This is a genomic window from Simplicispira sp. 125 (assembly GCF_003096555.1).
In the GTDB taxonomy this organism is placed as follows: Bacteria; Pseudomonadota; Gammaproteobacteria; order Burkholderiales; family Burkholderiaceae_C; genus Simplicispira.
In genome coordinates, this window is sequence record NZ_QEKM01000001.1 from 641,002 (window position 1) to 657,604 (window position 16,603).

Annotated in this window: 16 protein-coding genes; 14 read left to right on the forward strand and 2 right to left on the reverse strand. The window is 59.2% G+C overall.

What is annotated here, in order from left to right; translation table 11 throughout:
- Nucleotides 1-8: 8 nt before the first annotated feature.
- Nucleotides 9-1,589 (reverse strand): GGDEF domain-containing protein, encoded by a 1,581-nt coding sequence (locus C8D04_RS02945; RefSeq protein ID WP_116003533.1) that lies wholly within the window; start codon nucleotides 1,587-1,589, stop codon nucleotides 9-11.
- Between the two features lie 113 nt (nucleotides 1,590-1,702).
- A complete protein-coding gene (locus tag C8D04_RS02950; RefSeq protein WP_116003534.1) occupies nucleotides 1,703-2,677 on the reverse strand; it encodes an NADPH:quinone oxidoreductase family protein in 975 nt (324 codons plus the stop codon).
- Nucleotides 2,678-2,812: 135 nt separating this feature from the next.
- Here C8D04_RS02950 and surE point away from each other — a divergent pair, with 135 nt between their 5' ends.
- The 14 genes from surE to bamB all read left to right on the forward strand — a co-directional run bounded on the left by surE (nucleotide 2,813) and on the right by bamB (nucleotide 16,591).
- Nucleotides 2,813-3,595, forward strand: a complete 783-nt coding sequence (gene surE / locus C8D04_RS02955; protein ID WP_116003535.1) for a 5'/3'-nucleotidase SurE — start codon at nucleotides 2,813-2,815, stop codon at nucleotides 3,593-3,595.
- Entirely contained in the window at nucleotides 3,595-4,377 is a 783-nt protein-coding gene (locus tag C8D04_RS02960) for a protein-L-isoaspartate(D-aspartate) O-methyltransferase (protein ID WP_116003536.1), read from the forward strand. Before surE ends, C8D04_RS02960 begins: the two co-directional genes overlap by 1 nt.
- 12 nt (nucleotides 4,378-4,389) lie before the next feature.
- Nucleotides 4,390-5,268 carry a peptidoglycan DD-metalloendopeptidase family protein gene (locus C8D04_RS02965; protein ID WP_116003537.1) on the forward strand — a complete coding sequence of 293 codons (879 nt, stop codon included), beginning with the start codon at nucleotides 4,390-4,392 and terminating at the stop codon, nucleotides 5,266-5,268.
- A 2-nt stretch (nucleotides 5,269-5,270) separates the two neighbouring features.
- Nucleotides 5,271-6,284 (forward strand): RluA family pseudouridine synthase, encoded by a 1,014-nt coding sequence (locus C8D04_RS02970; RefSeq protein WP_233521091.1) that lies wholly within the window; start codon nucleotides 5,271-5,273, stop codon nucleotides 6,282-6,284.
- Between the two features lie 157 nt (nucleotides 6,285-6,441).
- On the forward strand, nucleotides 6,442-7,146 hold the full coding sequence (gene scpB, locus C8D04_RS02975) for an SMC-Scp complex subunit ScpB (RefSeq protein WP_233521092.1): 705 nt from the start codon (nucleotides 6,442-6,444) through the stop codon (nucleotides 7,144-7,146).
- Between the two features lie 5 nt (nucleotides 7,147-7,151).
- Nucleotides 7,152-8,555: a pseudouridine synthase gene (locus C8D04_RS02980; RefSeq protein WP_116005979.1), complete on the forward strand. Its 1,404-nt coding sequence runs from the start codon at nucleotides 7,152-7,154 to the stop codon at nucleotides 8,553-8,555.
- Between the two features lie 87 nt (nucleotides 8,556-8,642).
- Nucleotides 8,643-9,068, forward strand: coding sequence for a nucleoside-diphosphate kinase (gene ndk / locus C8D04_RS02985; RefSeq protein ID WP_116003538.1), 426 nt, complete (start codon nucleotides 8,643-8,645; stop codon nucleotides 9,066-9,068).
- A gap of 87 nt (nucleotides 9,069-9,155) precedes the next feature.
- Nucleotides 9,156-10,304: a 23S rRNA (adenine(2503)-C(2))-methyltransferase RlmN gene (gene rlmN, locus C8D04_RS02990; protein ID WP_116005980.1), complete on the forward strand. Its 1,149-nt coding sequence runs from the start codon at nucleotides 9,156-9,158 to the stop codon at nucleotides 10,302-10,304.
- Between the two features lies 1 nt (nucleotide 10,305).
- On the forward strand, nucleotides 10,306-11,142 hold the full coding sequence (gene pilW, locus C8D04_RS02995; RefSeq protein WP_116003539.1) for a type IV pilus biogenesis/stability protein PilW: 837 nt from the start codon (nucleotides 10,306-10,308) through the stop codon (nucleotides 11,140-11,142).
- Between the two features lie 31 nt (nucleotides 11,143-11,173).
- Nucleotides 11,174-12,049 (forward strand): helix-turn-helix domain-containing protein, encoded by an 876-nt coding sequence (locus tag C8D04_RS03000; protein WP_233521093.1) that lies wholly within the window; start codon nucleotides 11,174-11,176, stop codon nucleotides 12,047-12,049.
- Between the two features lie 5 nt (nucleotides 12,050-12,054).
- Entirely contained in the window at nucleotides 12,055-13,323 is a 1,269-nt protein-coding gene (gene ispG / locus C8D04_RS03005) for a flavodoxin-dependent (E)-4-hydroxy-3-methylbut-2-enyl-diphosphate synthase (protein WP_116005981.1), read from the forward strand.
- 156 nt (nucleotides 13,324-13,479) lie between these two features.
- Nucleotides 13,480-14,745 (forward strand): histidine--tRNA ligase, encoded by a 1,266-nt coding sequence (hisS, locus tag C8D04_RS03010; protein ID WP_233521227.1) that lies wholly within the window; start codon nucleotides 13,480-13,482, stop codon nucleotides 14,743-14,745.
- Between the two features lie 14 nt (nucleotides 14,746-14,759).
- Nucleotides 14,760-15,440 (forward strand): tetratricopeptide repeat protein, encoded by a 681-nt coding sequence (locus tag C8D04_RS03015; protein ID WP_116003542.1) that lies wholly within the window; start codon nucleotides 14,760-14,762, stop codon nucleotides 15,438-15,440.
- Between the two features lie 26 nt (nucleotides 15,441-15,466).
- Nucleotides 15,467-16,591 carry an outer membrane protein assembly factor BamB gene (bamB, locus tag C8D04_RS03020; protein ID WP_233521228.1) on the forward strand — a complete coding sequence of 375 codons (1,125 nt, stop codon included), beginning with the start codon at nucleotides 15,467-15,469 and terminating at the stop codon, nucleotides 16,589-16,591.
- The last annotated feature ends 12 nt before the right edge of the window (nucleotides 16,592-16,603 follow it).

Consider the following 16,603-nt stretch of genomic DNA (forward strand, 5'->3'; position numbering starts at 1 on the left):
CAGCGGTGTCAGGCAGGCATCACGCGGTTTTTGCCGGAGCGCTTGGCAAGGTACATGCCCTGGTCAGCACGGTGGATGGCTTCGGCCGCGGTTTCGGTGCTGGTCAGCTGGGCCACGCCGGCGCTGAAGGTGATGAGAATTTTTTCGTTGTTGCGCAAAAAAAAGCGCGTGGTCAGCTCGCGCTGCAGGCGCTGCATGGCTTCGACGCCCTGGGTCAGTGCGGTATCGGGCAGCACCACCACAAATTCTTCGCCACCGTAGCGTGCCAGCATGTCTTGCGGGCGCATGACTTCGCGCACCACATCGGCCAGGTGCACCAGGGCAGCGTCGCCGGACTCATGGCCGAGCCGATCGTTGATCAGCTTGAAGTTGTCCACGTCGAGCAGGGATACGCACAGCGGGGTATTGGTGCGGTGGGCGCGCGCAATTTCGCGTTCTATGACTTCGTCGAGCCCCTTGCGGTTGAGCGAGCCGGTGAGCGGGTCGTGGCGGGCCTGGGTGCTCACGCGGTCAAGTTCCTGTTGCAGCCGCACCATTTCGGTCTGCTTCTCTTGGGCGCGTCCGCGCAGGTCGGTGAGTTCGTCGCGCACCACGCGGCTGTCCAGCGCCAAGGAGCGCGTGGCACCCACCAGTTCCTTGAGGACCGGGGTGATCTCTGCCAGCGAACTGGCCCGCGAGATCTGCTCGGAGTAGCGCTCCATCCTGTTTTGGTAGCCGCTGCTGGCCTGGGTCATGTCGGACAGGCGTTCGATAAAGGTAGAAAGCATCTCCTTCATCTGCTCCTGGGCCTCGACCATGCGGCCCTTGGCCTCGGTCTGCTTGAAGATGACATCCTTCAGGCGGCGTTGCACATCGTCGAGGCGGCGCAGGGTGAGTGGCTGGGCGGTGGCGGCCACCAGAGCCTCGGCCTGGCCCTGAAGCCAGCGGTCGTCGATGCTCAGCGCGGCGATGTTGCCAAACACCATGTGCAGCAATTCCAGCAGCATGGCGCGCACGGAGGCCTGGTCTTCGGTGGCGAACGACAGACGGAAGCTGAAATTGGCCAGCATGATCTGCAGCGTGCTGATCGGCGGCGCAGGCTGGCGCAGAAACTTCACCAACTGACCGCCAAGCAGATGAACGCGCGCGTCATCGCTGCTCAGGCCATGCAGGGTGTGCTCTACCATGCGCGCCAGCTGTTCGGCCAGTTCGTCCGGGATCGTGGTCGGGGTCCTTGTGAGGAGGAGGGTGGTGGGTGCGACAGCGGATGCATCCGGGGTTCCGGGCATGTCAGTACCGGGCTCACCCACTTCGATGGGTGCACTGGCACCTAATTTGGCGTAGCCTACAAACACGCTTTGCATGGCTTGCCAGTCTTTCTGGGCCACAGCGGCTTCAAATTGCCCGAGCAGGCGCTTTTGCGCGGGTGTCTGGCCGGGAACCACCCGCAAAATCTGCCGCAGTTGCCCTTCAGGAAATGGCGGTGGGGTGATGTTCCCGGAGATTTCGTCGTACAACGTTCTGAAGTTGTCCGGCGTGGGCGTCAGCCTGCGCAAGGCCAGTTGCTTGAGGGTTTCGCGCGCGATATCCGAAGGAAGTCTCTCGGCCATGAACAGCCACCAGGGCAGGAAATGCAGGAAGCCGCAAGTGTGACAGAGGCCACCGGGCTTGAACAGGGTGTGCGCTGCGCGCGCCTGCAGGTGCGTGGCGCGCGCTCTACACCCTAGTTCACCATCACGAGCTTGCCCTGCACGCTGCGCGAGCCCATGTGGGCAAAAGCGGCGGGCAGTTCAGCCATGGGCATCGTGCGGTCAATGACCGGCTTGATCTTGCCCTGGGCATACCACTGCGCCAATTCCATCATCATGGCGCTATTGGCCTTGGGCTCGCGCTTGGCAAACTCACCCCAGAACACACCCACGATGGATGCGCCCTTGAGCAAGGGCAGGTTCAGGGGTAGTGCCGGAATAGGCCCCGCCGCAAAGCCGACCACCAGGTAGCGACCGCGCCAGGCGATCGAACGGAAGGCCTGCTCGGCAAAGTCGCCGCCAACGGGGTCGTACACCACATCCGGGCCCTTGCCGCCCGTCAGGCGCTTGACGGCCTCGCGCAGGTCTTCTTTTTGGTAATTGATGGTGCTGTCTGCACCGATCGAGGAGCACAGCGCGCACTTTTCGTCCGTGGAGGCTGCAGCAATCACGGTGGCACCCAGGGCCTTGGCGATCTGAATGGCAGCGGTTCCCACACCGCCTGCGGCACCCAGCACCAGCACGGTCTCGCCGGCCTTGAGCTGCGCCCGGTCCACCAGGGCATGGTGGGACGTGGCATAGGTCATGATGAACGCGGCTGCATCCACATGGGAAAAACCGGGTGGCAGGGGCATGCACAGGGCCGCCGGTGCAATGGTGTGGGTGCCAAAACCCCCCGTGCCCGACAGGCAGGCAATGCTCTGTCCCGGCTGGAGGTGCGTCACACCTTCGCCCACGGCCTGCACCACGCCGGCGTATTCGGCCCCGGGCACAAACGGCAGTGGCGGCTTGATCTGGTACTTGTTCTGGACCATCAGCAGGTCTGGAAAGTTCAGACTGGCGGCCTTGATCTCGACCAGAACCTCGCCCGCCTTGGGGGTCGGTGTGGGCAACTCGGTCCAGGCCAGGGCTTCGACGCCGGTGGGGTTGGTGCATAGCCATGCGTGCATGAGGGGTGTCTCCAGTCGTTGCAAACCGAAATGATAGGTCTGTGCCGCAGGCACTCCATGTCCCTTGAGCGACCCCGCTATGACGGTCTGCCGTACCGGGTGGGCGCCTACAATCCAGCCACTCGATACCGCACCATGAAGATACTTATTTCCAACGACGATGGCTATCAGGCTCCCGGCATCGTGGCGCTCCATGCGGCACTGGCCCAGGTCGCTGATGTGGAAGTGGTGGCGCCCGAACACAACAACAGCGCCAAGTCCAACGCGCTGACGCTGCATTCCCCCCTGTATGTCCAAACGGCGGTCAACGGTTTTCGCTACATCAATGGCACACCGGCCGACTGCGTTCACGTCGCGTTGACCGGCTTGCTAGGGTATAGGCCCGACCTGGTGGTGTCGGGCATCAATAACGGCGCCAACATGGGCGACGACACCATCTATTCCGGCACCGTGGGTGCTGCGATGGAGGGCTATCTGTTTGGAATTCCGGCGATTGCGTTCTCGCAGGTGGACAAAGGTTGGGGCGAGATCGAGGCCGCAGCACAAAAGGCGGCAGAAATTGTTCGACAGATGGCTGCACGGAAGCTGGTGGGTGAGGCGCCCTGGCTGCTCAATATCAATATTCCCAACCTGCCGATGCATGCGATGCGCTCCCTGAAGCTGTGCCGCCTGGGGCGTCGCCACGCCGCCGAACGGGTGATTACCCAGGAAAGCCCACGCGGTGAAGTCATGTACTGGATTGGCAGCGCTGGTGCGGCCAAGGACGACGCCGAGGGCACAGATTTCCATGCCACGTCGAACGGGCATGTGTCCATCACTCCCCTTAAGGTGGATCTCACCGACTACCAGAATCTGGGTTACTGGGCGCAGACCGCCGCTCACCTGGCGGCAGGTGACGCCGCTTCTGAAGGCAGCTGATGCAGCAACGGCGCCCCGGATTTCCGGCACGCATTCTTCCATCGGCTCCCGGCGTAGGCAAGCCGGTGGCTGCGCCTGCGGTGCGGACGGGGTTGCCGCAGGCAGTCGCCATGCCCACGGGCCTGGGACTCGATTCAGCGGCGGTACGCGCACGCATGGTGCAGCGCCTGGGGGCTGCCGGCATCACGTCGCCCAAGGTGCTGCAAGCCATGGGTGCAGTGGAGCGGCACCGTTTTGTTGATTCGGGCCTGGTCAATCAGGCGTACGAGGACACCAGCCTGCCCATCGGGCTGGGACAGACGATCTCCAAGCCCAGCATCGTGGCGCGCATGGCTGAATTGCTGCTGGGGGCCGAGGTCATTCGTTCGTCAGGATCACTCGGTCGCGTACTGGAAGTCGGCACTGGCTGTGGTTACCAGGCAGCTGTGCTGAGTCGACTGGCCCGCGAGGTCTACAGCATTGAGCGCCTGCGAGGCCTGCACGACAAGGCGCGTGTTCATTTGCGCCCTTTGCGGCTTGCCAATGTGCACCTGCTTTTCGGCGATGGCATGGTCGGTTTTGCCCAGGGTGCGCCCTACGCCGGTATCGTGGCGGCTGCAGGCGGTGCAGCGATTCCGCCCCAGTGGTGTGAACAGTTGGCGGTGGGCGGGCGGCTGGTAGCCCCCATTGCCGGAGCCGACGGGCAGCAAATGTTGTTGGTAGTCGACAAGACGGCGCACGGATTGAAACAAACCGTGCTCGAGCCAGTGCACTTTGTCCCTCTAAAATCAGGCGTTGCTTGAAGGAAATTGCTTATGTTGGTATCGCGTAGTCGTGGGGTGTGGGTTTCTGTGGCGCTGGCAAGCCTTGTACTGGCGGGCTGCGGTACCCGCATGACCAGGGCTCCCGTGGAGGATCGGGGCACCGCTGTGGTTGTGCAGTCGGGTGAGGTGGCGGCCTCGTCGGCCGTCAAACCTTTGCCAGGTGCCGAGAACGCGGGTCGCCCCGGTTACTACACCGTCAAGCCAGGAGATACCCTGATCCGTATCGGCCTGGACACGGGTCAGAGCTGGAAAGACATCGCCCGCTGGAACAACATGGACAACCCCAACCTGATTGAGGTGGGGCAAGTGTTGCGGGTTACTTCTCCTGCGGCAGTGGTGGCTGCGCCTGTTGTGCATGACAGCGGCGGTGTCGTGACACGGCCTGTGACGTCTTCCAGTGTTGCGCCAGCACCAGCCACTTCGGCGTCCGCCGCAAAACCGGCCGCGCCTGCACCAACCCCGGTAGCAGTAACGCCAGCCCCTTCGCCAGCGGCCGGGGATGACGAAATGGGTTTCATCTGGCCGGCTTCCGGTTCCTTGTTGGCGGGCTTCGACGAAGCGCGCAACAAGGGGTTTGATATTGGCGGCAAGGCCGGTGATGCGGTATTGGCTGCCGCCGATGGCCGGGTTGTGTACGCAGGCGCAGGCCTGCGTGGGTATGGCAACCTCGTCATCCTCAAGCACAACAACACCTTCCTGACAGCCTATGCCCATAACCAGACCTTGCTGGTGAAGGAGGACCAGTCCGTGCGCAAGGGGCAGAAAATTGCCGAGATGGGCAGCACCGATGCTGATCGCGTGAAGCTGCATTTCGAGATTCGCCGCCAGGGCAAACCGGTCGATCCGGCGCGTTTCCTGCCTTCGCGCTAACCATGGTGGGCGATCGCCAGGTGGCGCTGGACGAGGTTTCGGCGCAAGACCTGGTCGAGGATGAATCACCGGCTTTGTCGGAGACCGAATCGCGGGTCATTGACATGGGCATAGCCCAGCATGGCGAACGCCTGGACAAGGCGCTGGCCGACAGGGTTCCCGAGTTTTCGCGCAGCTATCTTCGGCAATTGCTGGAGCATGGGGCGGTTCAGCTCAATGGCCACGTCTTCTTTAAGGTGGCCCAGAAGGTCAAGGCCGGGGATCGGGTGGTGCTGGAAATGCGCCCGACACTGGAAAGCCAGGCCTTCCGACCCGAGTCCATGGCCATTGATGTGGTGCATGAAGACGAACACCTGCTGGTGGTGAACAAGCCTGCAGGACTGGTTGTGCACCCCGCGCCAGGAAACTGGAGTGGGACGCTGCTCAATGGCCTGATGGCGCGCGACCCGAAAAGTGCGCTGGTGCCGCGCGCAGGCATCGTTCACCGGCTGGACAAGGACACCAGTGGCCTGATGGTGGTTGCCCGTACCCGTGCCTCCATGGATGCCTTGGTCCACATGATCGCGCAAAGGCAGGTGCATCGCCAGTATTTGGCGTTGGCACACCGGCCCTGGAAAGCCGCGGGATCGATCGCTGTAGATGCCCCGATTGGCCGCGACCCCCGCAACCGCTTGCGCATGGCTGTAGTCGATCTGGCTATGCATGCGGGCAAGGTGGCGCGGACCGATGTGGAATTGCTGGCCAACGGCACACAGGTATGTTGGGTGCGTTGCACGCTGCACACCGGGCGCACACACCAGATTCGGGTGCATATGGCCTTCAAGGGCCACCCGCTGGTCGCCGATGGGTTGTATGGCGGAACATCCTTGGCGGGCATGCAGCGCCAGGCGCTGCATGCCTTCCGCCTTGCATTCACGCATCCGGTGACGGGCGAGGCGATGGAGTTTTTGGCCCCTGTTCCGACAGACATGCGTTCGGCTCTGGATGTTTTGGGGCTGAGATACAATGGCGCCTGACGGCCATTTTTGGCTTTGCTCGCATGCCGGCGGATTCCCGCAAGGTGTTGGTGCGGTGTGATACCTGTACCCCTACAGTCCCCATTGATCGATTTTTCTGTTGGTTTGGTGCCCTGCTCGTGCGTGAGCCGCACCCTTTTCCCGGAATTGCTGAACCATGAATACGGTGGATGCCAAACGGGTTCTTGAAACTGCGTTGATCTGTGCACAGCAACCTTTGGCTGTGCGTGATATGCGCGTGCTTTTCAATGATGCGCTGGGGTCGGATACGATCAAGACGCTGCTATTGGATTTGCAACAGGATTGGGCCTTGCGTGGCGTGGAATTGGTGCCGGTGGCAACCGGCTGGCGCTTCCAGAGCCGTCCTGAAATGCGGGAGTATCTGGATCGCCTGCACCCGGAGAAGCCGCCGCGCTATTCCCGCGCTACGCTGGAAACCCTGGCCATCATTGCCTACCGCCAACCAGTGACGCGGGGCGATATTGAAGACATCCGCGGTGTGACGGTCAATAGTTTGATCATCAAACAGTTGGAAGACCGGGGTTGGGTTGAAGTGATTGGTCACCGAGAAACGGTGGGGCGTCCGGCGTTGCTGGCGACGACCCGGCATTTTCTGGATGACCTTGGATTGCAATCACTCGATCAATTGCCGGTTCTTGATGAGCCATCGGTGCAGGAGAGGGTGCTGCAATCCCTGCAATTGCGCGAAGATGAAATGTTGGCGCAGCCGGAGCTGCCGGCCTTGGATGCAGCCAACGACCACGAGATGGGGGCTGGAAATTTGACGGAAGTTGTCAAGCCCAGTGATGCGGATGCCCCGATCCCTAACCATGAAGATGCTGCAGGCAGCATCCTGGAATAATGACCATGAACGACAATATGCCAACCGACGACGGGATCGCGCAGGCTTCTCCCTTGGTGGGGTCTGATGTGGCTGACGCGAAGCAGCCGGTGCGCAAAGAGAATCTTCCCATGGAGTCGCATAACGATGCAGGTGGCGCCCCGCCTGTCGAGTCCGGCGCAGCCATCGGGCCGCAAAGCAACGAGGTAAACCGGCCAGCGCGGGGTGGGCCGCAGCCCCGAACAGCGGGGGGGCAACGTCGCTCGGGCAAAGCTCCCGAACCCCGGGGCAAGGCTGCCCAGGGCTACCAGTTTTCCGACGTCGTCTCAGGGCAGTTTGATGCAGACGAAGCCAGTGACGACATCACACCTGTGAAGCGGGTGCTGTTGCCCCAGGTCGAAACACCCAAGCTCCACAAGGTGTTGGCGCAAGCCGGGTTGGGCTCGCGTCTGGAGATGGAGCAACTGATTCTGGAAGGGCGTATTTCGGTCAACAATGAGCCTGCGCACATAGGCCAGCGGATTCAGTATGGAGACCAGGTCAAGGTCAATGGCAAGCCCATTCGTTACCGTATCGATCCGCCACCGCCCCGTGTTATTGCGTATCACAAACCTGTAGGCGAGGTTGTCACCAATGACGACCCCCAAAATCGCCCCACGGTTTTTCGCAAACTGCCGCGTCTGCAGCAAGGCAAGTGGCAGTCGGTGGGACGCCTGGATTTGAATACCGAAGGCTTGCTCTTGTTCACCAGCTCCGGGGAGCTTGCCAACAATCTGATGCACCCTCGTTTTGGTCTGGAGCGGGAGTATGCCGTTCGGGTGCTGGGGGCTCTCAGCAACGAAGAGAAAGCACGGTTGCTGGAAGGCGTGCAGCTGGATGACGGGATGGCGGTTTTTGGATCGATTGAGGACGGTGGAGGGGAGGGTTCCAACTGCTGGTACCGTGTCACGATTTCCGAAGGACGGAACCGCGAGGTTCGGCGCATGCTGGAAGCGGTGGGCCATGCCGTCAGCCGACTGATTCGTATCCGTTACGGTGCCATGGTTTTGCCCAAGGGGCTCAAGCGTGGGGCCTGGATGGAGCTGGAGGAATCGGATATTGCTGCTTTGATGAAAGCCGCCGGAGCAGAGCGTGCGCCTCGGGTGGAGGGGGCTCGTGATGCGCCTGCATCGCGGCGCAACGATAGAAATGCCCGCGGGCGAGGTGGTAACTCAGGCGATGCAGGACGGGGTATGCAGGGTCGCCCGGCGCCTGTCAGGAACAGAAACTCCGATGCGACGCGCAATCAAGGCGGTTCTGCCCAGCCCGATCCATTAAAAACCTCGGTAGGCTATATCGGTACCGACAGTCTTGCGCGCCAGCGCCAGGCCCAACGCCGAGACAGTCGTGGGGGCTTGGGTGGGCGTGGTGGCGGTCGAGGCGGGCGCTGAGCTTCTCTTTGAAGGACGCCGGGTTAGAATCAAAGGCTTTGTCTGCAAGGCAAAATAATCAACCAATACCTATCCAGGAATCGAAAAATGGCTATCGAACGTACTCTTTCCATCATCAAACCCGACGCCGTGGCCAAGAATGTCATCGGCCAGATCTATGCTCGCTTTGAAGCGGCTGGCCTGAAGGTTGTGGCCGCCCGCATGGCGCACCTTTCCCGTCTGGAAGCCGAGCAGTTCTATGCTGTGCACAAGGCCCGCCCCTTCTTCAAGGATCTGGTGGATTTCATGGTGTCTGGCCCCGTCATGATCCAGGCTCTTGAAGGTGAAAACGCCATCTTGAAGAACCGCGAACTGATGGGTGCAACCGACCCGAAGAAGGCCGATGCCGGCACCATTCGCGCCGACTTTGCCGATAGCATCGATGCCAACGCAGTGCATGGTTCTGACGCTGCGGAAACGGCGCAGGCAGAAATTGCCTTCTTCTTCCCTGGTCTGGCAATTTACTCCCGCTGAGATGGCACTTCTCCGGCTGCACTTTTCGCTCCGTAGCGGGTGGTCGTGCGCCTGGAGTTTGCGCGCGGGCAAAGGTGGTGGCCGCCCATGAAGGTCAACCTTCTGGATTTCGACCTTGATGGGTTGGCCGCTTTTTGTGAGCGGCTCGGAGAAAAGCGGTTTCGTGCCACGCAGTTGTTTCGCTGGATACACCAGCGTGGTGCCGACGATTTTGATCAAATGAGTGACTTGGCCAAGTCACTGCGCGAAAAGCTTCAAGGGTGTGCACAGGTGCTGGCACTGCCAGTGATCAGTGAGCACCAGTCTGCCGATGGCACCGTCAAATGGCTGTTTGATATGGGTGCCGGCAACGCGGTAGAAGCAGTCTTTATCCCGGAAGACGATCGGGGTACGCTGTGCATTTCATCCCAGGCCGGCTGCGCGGTAGGGTGCCGATTCTGTTCAACGGGGCACCAAGGGTTCAGTCGAAATCTGACGACGAGCGAAATTGTCGCCCAGTTGTGGTTTGCCGAGCATGTGCTCCGCAAGCGGCAGGGCACGACCGATCGGGTGATTTCCAATGTGGTCATGATGGGCATGGGAGAGCCTTTGCAGAACTATTCTGCGCTCGTGCCTGCATTGCGGGTCATGCTCGATGACCATGCTTATGGCTTGTCGCGCAGGCGGGTGACGGTTTCCACATCGGGCGTCGTCCCCATGATCGACCGTCTGGCCCAGGATTGTCCCGTCGCCTTGGCGGTGTCGCTGCATGCGCCGAGTGACATATTGCGCGACGACCTGGTTCCGTTGAACCGCAAATACCCCATCCAGGAGTTGATGGACGCTTGCAACCGCTACTTAGAGTATGCGCCGCGGGATTTCATTACCTTTGAATATTGCATGTTGGATGGGGTCAACGACCAGCCAGAGCATGCCGTGCAGCTGATTGAACTGGTGAAACAGAATGCTCGGCCAGGGGTGTGGTGCAAATTTAACCTGATTCCTTTCAATCCGTTTCCTGCGTCGGGTTTGCATCGTTCGGGAGCTGAGCGGGTGCTGGCGTTCGCAAGAATGCTGAGTGATGCTGGAATTGTGACGACGGTGCGCAAAACCCGTGGTGATGACATTGATGCAGCCTGCGGTCAGTTGGCAGGCGAGGTCCAAGACAGAACCCGTGTGATGGAGCGTATGGCGAAGCGCCGTACCATCAACATTCAGTTGGCTGACACGGGAGCCCCGACATACAAGGAAACATGACATGGCAGAAACCGTAGCTCTCTGGCACCAGATCAGAATCAAAGGGCCGCTGGCAGTCTTTGTGTTGCTAACGGGTTTGGTGGGGCTGACGGGGTGTGCCACGCCGGCAGGAGGTGCTGGGTCAGGGTTCAGTCAAGAGGTCATTACGCCGTCTGATGAGCCTGAGGTACGGCGGCGTGCCCGTATCCGATTGGAACTGGCGGTCAATTACTTTGAAATGGGTAAGGCCGCGGTGGCATTGGATGAGGTCAAGCAGTCGCTGGCCAATGATCCGACGTATGCCGATGCCTACAATTTGCGCGGCCTGATTTACATGCGTCTCAATGACATGGGACAGGCCGAGGACAGCTTTCGCAGGGCGCTTGCCATTCGTCCTTTAGACCCTAACGTATTGCACAACCACGCATGGCTGCTGTGCCAACAGCAGAAATATGCGGAAGCCGACAAGCAATTTGCCCAGGTTTTGGCCAACCCCACCTATGTTGCACGCAGCAAGACGCTGATGGCACAGGGGCTCTGTCAGGCGCGGGCAGGTGACAACGCGGTTGCGGAGCAGACCTTGCTGCGCGCGTATGAGCTGGATGCGGGCAACCCCGTGGTTGGCTACAACCTTGCCGATCTGCTGGTACGGCGTGGTGATGTGGCGCGAGCGCAGTTTTATATCCGTCGTATCAATAACAGTGAGTTCGCGAATGCCGAATCCTTGTGGCTGGGTATCAAGATAGAGCGCAGCCTTGGTGATACCGTGGCCGTCCGGCAGTTGGCCGAGCAGTTGCGCAAGCGGTTCCCTGATTCACGTGAACTGTCTGCATTGGATCGGGGCGCTTTCAATGACTGAAGAGGGACAGTTTTCACCGGGAGGGCCAGAGTTGACCCCGTCACACCAAGTTTCTCCAGGTGGCATGCTGCGTGCAGCGCGCGAAGCGGCAGGGATGCATATCGAGGCTTTAGCTGTGTCGCTGAAGGTGCCGATCAGTAAGTTGGAGGCATTGGAAGCGGATAACTTTGAAGCCTTGCCGGACGCAGTGTTCGTGCGGGCCTTGGCCTCCAGTGTCTGTCGGTCGTTGAAGCTGGATCCTGCACCCGTTCTGGCCCTTATGCCGCAAAGCGGAGCACCCAAGCTGTCTGTCGATCCTGCGGGTATCAATGCCGCATTCAAGGACGGTACTGAGCATTCCCGTATGGGACCCGCGTTGGCGCGCATGATGCGACCTGCATTTCTGGCTGCGATGGCGTTGTTGCTGGGCGCTGCCGTTTTGGTTTTCTATCCTCGTTCGCAAGAGCAGGCGCTGCCTATGGTGAGCGAACTCAGCAAACAAGGTTCTCCAATTGTTGCGCCATCGGTAACTGAGAGTTCGGTGGTGCAGCCCGTTACTGATGCTGTGGTTGCTGCCGTAGAGGCGGGATTGACCCGTCCATCCGCAGCAGCGGAGTCAATGGCTCTCGTTGCATCTGCGCCAGCACCTAGTGCATCGGCCGCGATGGTTTCAGTGGATGAGGCGCAAAGCCAGATTCTCGTGTTTCGTACCCGAAATGAATCCTGGATTCAGGTTCGGGATGCCTCGGGTGCAACGGTTCTTCAAAAGCTCCTTACCGCTGGTGACTCCGTGGTCGCGCCTGGAAAGCCACCATTTTCGGTGGTGGTGGGCAAGGCAGACGTGACGGAAGTGCTGGTGCGTGGCAAGGTTTTTGATCTGGCTTCAGTGTCCAAAGATAACGTTGCCCGGTTTGAGGTGAAACCGTGAATTTGATAGATCAATCTACTTCTCCTGTGACGGTGGCAGCGCCGCTGGCACGGCATACGCGCCAGGCGCGCGTAGCCTGGGGAATTCGTGTCGTGACGATTGGGGCAGATGCTCCGGTGCGCGTGCAGTCGATGACCAATACGGACACCGTCGATGCGGTGGGAACCGCCATTCAGGTCAAAGAGCTCGCTCTAGCGGGTTCTGAACTGGTGCGCATCACCGTGAATACGCCCGAGGCGGCAGCTGCAGTGCCTTATGTGCGGGAACAACTCGATCGCATGGGGATCGATGTGCCCCTGATCGGCGACTTTCATTACAACGGCCACCGTCTTTTGACCGATTATCCCGCATGTGCAGAAGCGTTGTCCAAGTACCGCATCAATCCTGGCAACGTGGGCAAGGGCGACAAGCGGGACAAGCAATTCGGGCAAATGATTGAAGCCGCCATCCGTTGGCAAAAACCGGTGCGTATCGGTGTCAATTGGGGTAGTTTGGACCAAGAGCTTCTGGCGCAGTTGATGGATATCAACAGCGCACGCACCCAGCCTTGGGATGCAAAGCAAGTAATGTATGAGGCGCTGATCACTTCGGCGATCGAGTCGGCGCGCCGGGCAGAAGACATCGGCCTTGACGGCAACCAGATTATTTTGTCCTGCAAAGTCAGTGGTGTGCAGGATCTGGTGTCGGTTTATAGAGCATTGGCAAAGCGGTGCGACTATCCCCTGCATTTGGGGTTGACGGAAGCAGGTATGGGGACCAAGGGCACAGTGGCGTCGGCCGCCGCTCTTGCGGTGTTGCTCCAGGATGGTATTGGGGACACCATCCGTGTGTCTTTAACCCCTCAACCTGGCGAATCACGAACGCAGGAAGTGGTGATTGCATCGGAAATCCTGCAGTCGCTTGGGCTTCGTATGTTTGTGCCCAGTGTGACGGCTTGTCCCGGCTGTGGTCGAACGACCAGCACCACGTTCCAGGAGTTGGCCAAGCAGATTGATGACTATTTGCGAGAGCAAATGCCTGTTTGGCGCAAACAGTACCCAGGTGTTGAAGCGCTTAAAGTGGCAGTCATGGGGTGCATCGTGAACGGCCCAGGTGAGAGCAAGCATGCCGATATCGGCATCAGCCTGCCGGGTACTGGCGAGGCTCCTGCAGCTCCCGTGTTCATCGATGGGGAAAAGGCATTGACGTTGCGTGGCGACAATATTGCACATGAATTTCATCAGCTGGTGCAGCAATACATCGAGCAGCGCTTTGGCCCACCAAGAAATTCGTGATGTCCGAAATAAATAACTGCTAATGCAGTAAGAATCATATTTTTTTAGACGATGACTAAGTCGTCATTCTTTTTATATACCAGTGAAATTGACGTCGTGAGTATTGATAAAGATAGGCCATCTGCAAAGCCAGAGCGTCTTTTGGCTGTTAAGGGGATGAATGACATCCTCCCTCCGGATTCCGCTCAATGGGAGTGGCTGGAAAGCAAAATTCGATCATTGATGGAGCGGTATGCCTACCGTAACATCCGTACGCCTATTGTTGAACCTTCGGCGTTGTTCATTCGCGGCCTCGGAGAGGTGACAGACATCGTTGAGAAGGAGATGTATTCTTTCGAAGACAAACTCAACGGAGAGCAACTTACGTTACGCCCAGAAAGCACCGCAGGTGTGGTGCGTGCAGTGGTGGAGCATTCTTTGCTGTACGACGGTGGCAAGCGGCTGTATTACATGGGGCCGATGTTTCGCCATGAGCGGCCTCAGCGCGGTCGGTATCGCCAGTTTCATCAGATCGGTGCCGAAGCGTTGGGTTTTCCTGGGGCGGAAATGGACGCCGAACTCATACTCTTGGCGGACGCTCTATGGAAAGAGCTAGGTCTGAAGGATGTGCAACTCGAAATCAACAGCCTGGGACAACCGGACGAGCGTAAGGCACACCGGACGGCATTGATTGGCTATCTGGAAGGGCGGATAGACCTGCTGGACGAAGAGGCGCGGCGGCGGTTGTACAGTAACCCTTTGCGTATTCTGGATACCAAGAACCCGAGCATGCAGGACTTGGTGGAAAAGGCGCCCCGATTGATCGATTTCCTTGGAGCGGAGTCACTAGCTCACTTCAATGTAGTCAAAACTATCCTGGATGCGAATGGTGTTGCATGGAAGTTCAATCCTCGTCTGGTTCGAGGGATGGATTATTACAATTTGACCGTTTTCGAATTTGTGACCCATCAACTCGGCTCGCAAGGAACCATTTGCGGAGGCGGGCGTTACGACTATTTGATCGAGCAAATTGGCGGAAAGCCTGCGCCAGCCGTGGGCTGGGCGCTCGGCGTCGAGCGGGTGCTTGAGCTGATCAAGGAGCAGTGCGCGGCGCAACTACCGCCAGCACCCATGGCGTATGCCATTATTCCCGATGCGGCTGCGCTGCCGATCGCTATAGCCTTGCTACAGAAATTGCGGGGCCTGGGCGTCAGCGTTCAGATGCACAGTCCTGGCATCCGTGGTGAGGGCATGGGAAGTATGAAATCGCAGTTTAAAAAAGCAGATGCCAGTGGTGCACGTTATGCATTGGTTTTCGGGGCTGACGAACTGGCGCGCGGTGGTGTGATTGTGAAATCGCTCCGCGATAGTGGCAGTGAACAAGTCGAGCACCCGATCAACCAGGTCGCGGACTGGGCCAGCACCCTACAATCCACCACTTAATTGAAGCATCTAGCATGGCAAATCATCTCGATCTTGAAGAACAAGAGCAATTAGATCAGCTCAAGCATTTCTGGAACACCTGGGGCACGCTGATCAGCTCGGTCCTGTTGGTGGTCGTCTCTGCGTTGGCCGCCTGGAATGGATACCAGTTCTGGCAGGCCCGACAAGCCACGCAGGCAGCGGCGCTATATGACGCGGTGGAGGTTGCGGTTGCTTCCGGTGACCAAGGGCGTTGGGAGCAAGCGTTTTCAGATCTTCGTGGCAAATATGCGGGCACCATCCAGGCGAGTCAGGCTGGTTTTTTGGTGAGCAAGATGGAAGCGACCAAAGGCAATTTGGATGCGGCCAAGTCAGCATTGACTTGGATTGCCGATCATGCTGCTGATGATGGGCACAAGGAGTTGGCGCGGATTCGCCTGTCCGGTTTGCTGATGGCACAACAATCTTATGACGAGGCGCTGCAGCGATTGTCTGCGCCATTTTCGTTGGAGTACGCAGCCGTCGTAGCTGATCGAAAGGGTGATGTACTTGCTTTGCAAGGAAAAAGATCAGAAGCCGTCGCCGAATATTTGAAGGCCTACAAGGCATTTCCTGACAATGTCGAATATCGGCGTTTGGTGGAAATCAAACTTAACGCTTTGGGCGAGCGCCCGCAGGCTGTGGCGATAGCCGCACCCCTGGAGTCAAGCAAGTGAAGGCGATCAAGCGCACAGCAGGTTTTCTGGGTCGGAGTACGGTGGGGGTTCTGCTGGCCTCGACCTTGGTGGGATGTTCTTTGTGGGGCGGCGGTGCGGAAAAACCGAAGCCTGCAGATCTCGGGGCAAACGTTCCGGTTCTAGGAGTGCGTCAAGCCTGGGCTGCGCAGATTGGCGGCTTGAAGAGCATGCCGCTGATGGTTCATGTCCAAGCTAGTACGATCAGTGTGGCGTCGGCGGATGGCATGGTTGCCAGTATTGACGCACGTACTGGTGGAGATCTCTGGCGCACTGCGCTGGATGAGTCGCTGGCGGCGGGCGTCGGCAGCGATGGTAAATGGACGGCGGTGGTTACCGGTCGCAATGAAATAGTCGTGCTGGAATCGGGACGCGAGCTTTGGCGCAAGCGGTTGTCATCGCAGGTGTATACCGCACCGCTGGTTGCTGGAGCGCGGGTTTTCGTGCTCGGCGCCGATCGATCTGTGACTGCATTTGATGCCGCCAATGGGGGGCGCTTGTGGAATGTGGCAAGGCCGGGTGAGCCCTTGGTGCTTCGTCAACCGGGTGTTCTGCTTGCGGTGGATGACACCTTGGTAACGGGTTCGTCGGGCAGGCTAGTTGGTTTGAACCCTGACAACGGCGTTGTCCGCTGGGAGGCTCCACTTGCCAGCTCGCGTGGAACCAACGATGTCGAGCGTCTCGTAGATCTCGTCGCACCAGTGAGCCGAGTGGATTCGAGTGTCTGCGTTCGCGCATTTCAAATGGCTGTTGGGTGTGTGAATGTGGGCCGTGGAATGGTGGATTGGGTGCAAAAGGCCTCTGGTGGTCAAGGCATCCAAGGAAATGAGGAGCTGGTCGTTGGAACCGAAAGCAATGGAGTCGTGGTGGCCTGGAGTCGTCGGGATGGCCGGAAACTTTGGTCGACGGATAGACTGCAATACCGCAAGTTGACGGCGCCATTGGTGCTGGGGCGATCGGTCGTTGTTGGTGATGAATCTGGTCTGGTGCATTTTTTGTCGCGCGATGATGGCGCCCCTTTGAACCGGGTTCAGACGGATGGTTCTGGTATTACTGTCACGCCTGTGGTTGCGGCTGACACGCTGATCGTTGTTACGCGCAACGGAAGTGTTTTTGGCTATCGACCGGACTGATGAAAAGTAGTA

Bases quoted from the DNA above. Each gene is read 5' to 3' on its own strand.
- C8D04_RS02960 (WP_116003536.1), top strand. From the start codon at position 3,595: ATGCAGCAACGGCGCCCCGGATTTCCGGCACGCATTCTTCCATCGGCT.
- ndk (WP_116003538.1), top strand. From the start codon at position 8,643: ATGGCTATCGAACGTACTCTTTCCATCATCAAACCCGACGCCGTGGCC.
- C8D04_RS02980 (WP_116005979.1), top strand. From the start codon at position 7,152: ATGAACGACAATATGCCAACCGACGACGGGATCGCGCAGGCTTCTCCC.
- surE (WP_116003535.1), top strand. From the start codon at position 2,813: ATGAAGATACTTATTTCCAACGACGATGGCTATCAGGCTCCCGGCATC.
- scpB (WP_233521092.1), top strand. From the start codon at position 6,442: ATGAATACGGTGGATGCCAAACGGGTTCTTGAAACTGCGTTGATCTGT.
- C8D04_RS02950 (WP_116003534.1), bottom strand. From the start codon at position 2,677: ATGCACGCATGGCTATGCACCAACCCCACCGGCGTCGAAGCCCTGGCC.
- C8D04_RS02965 (WP_116003537.1), top strand. From the start codon at position 4,390: ATGTTGGTATCGCGTAGTCGTGGGGTGTGGGTTTCTGTGGCGCTGGCA.
- C8D04_RS02970 (WP_233521091.1), top strand. From the start codon at position 5,271: ATGGTGGGCGATCGCCAGGTGGCGCTGGACGAGGTTTCGGCGCAAGAC.
- pilW (WP_116003539.1), top strand. From the start codon at position 10,306: ATGGCAGAAACCGTAGCTCTCTGGCACCAGATCAGAATCAAAGGGCCG.
- rlmN (WP_116005980.1), top strand. From the start codon at position 9,156: ATGAAGGTCAACCTTCTGGATTTCGACCTTGATGGGTTGGCCGCTTTT.
- C8D04_RS03015 (WP_116003542.1), top strand. From the start codon at position 14,760: ATGGCAAATCATCTCGATCTTGAAGAACAAGAGCAATTAGATCAGCTC.
- hisS (WP_233521227.1), top strand. From the start codon at position 13,480: ATGAATGACATCCTCCCTCCGGATTCCGCTCAATGGGAGTGGCTGGAA.
- C8D04_RS02945 (WP_116003533.1), bottom strand. From the start codon at position 1,589: ATGGCCGAGAGACTTCCTTCGGATATCGCGCGCGAAACCCTCAAGCAA.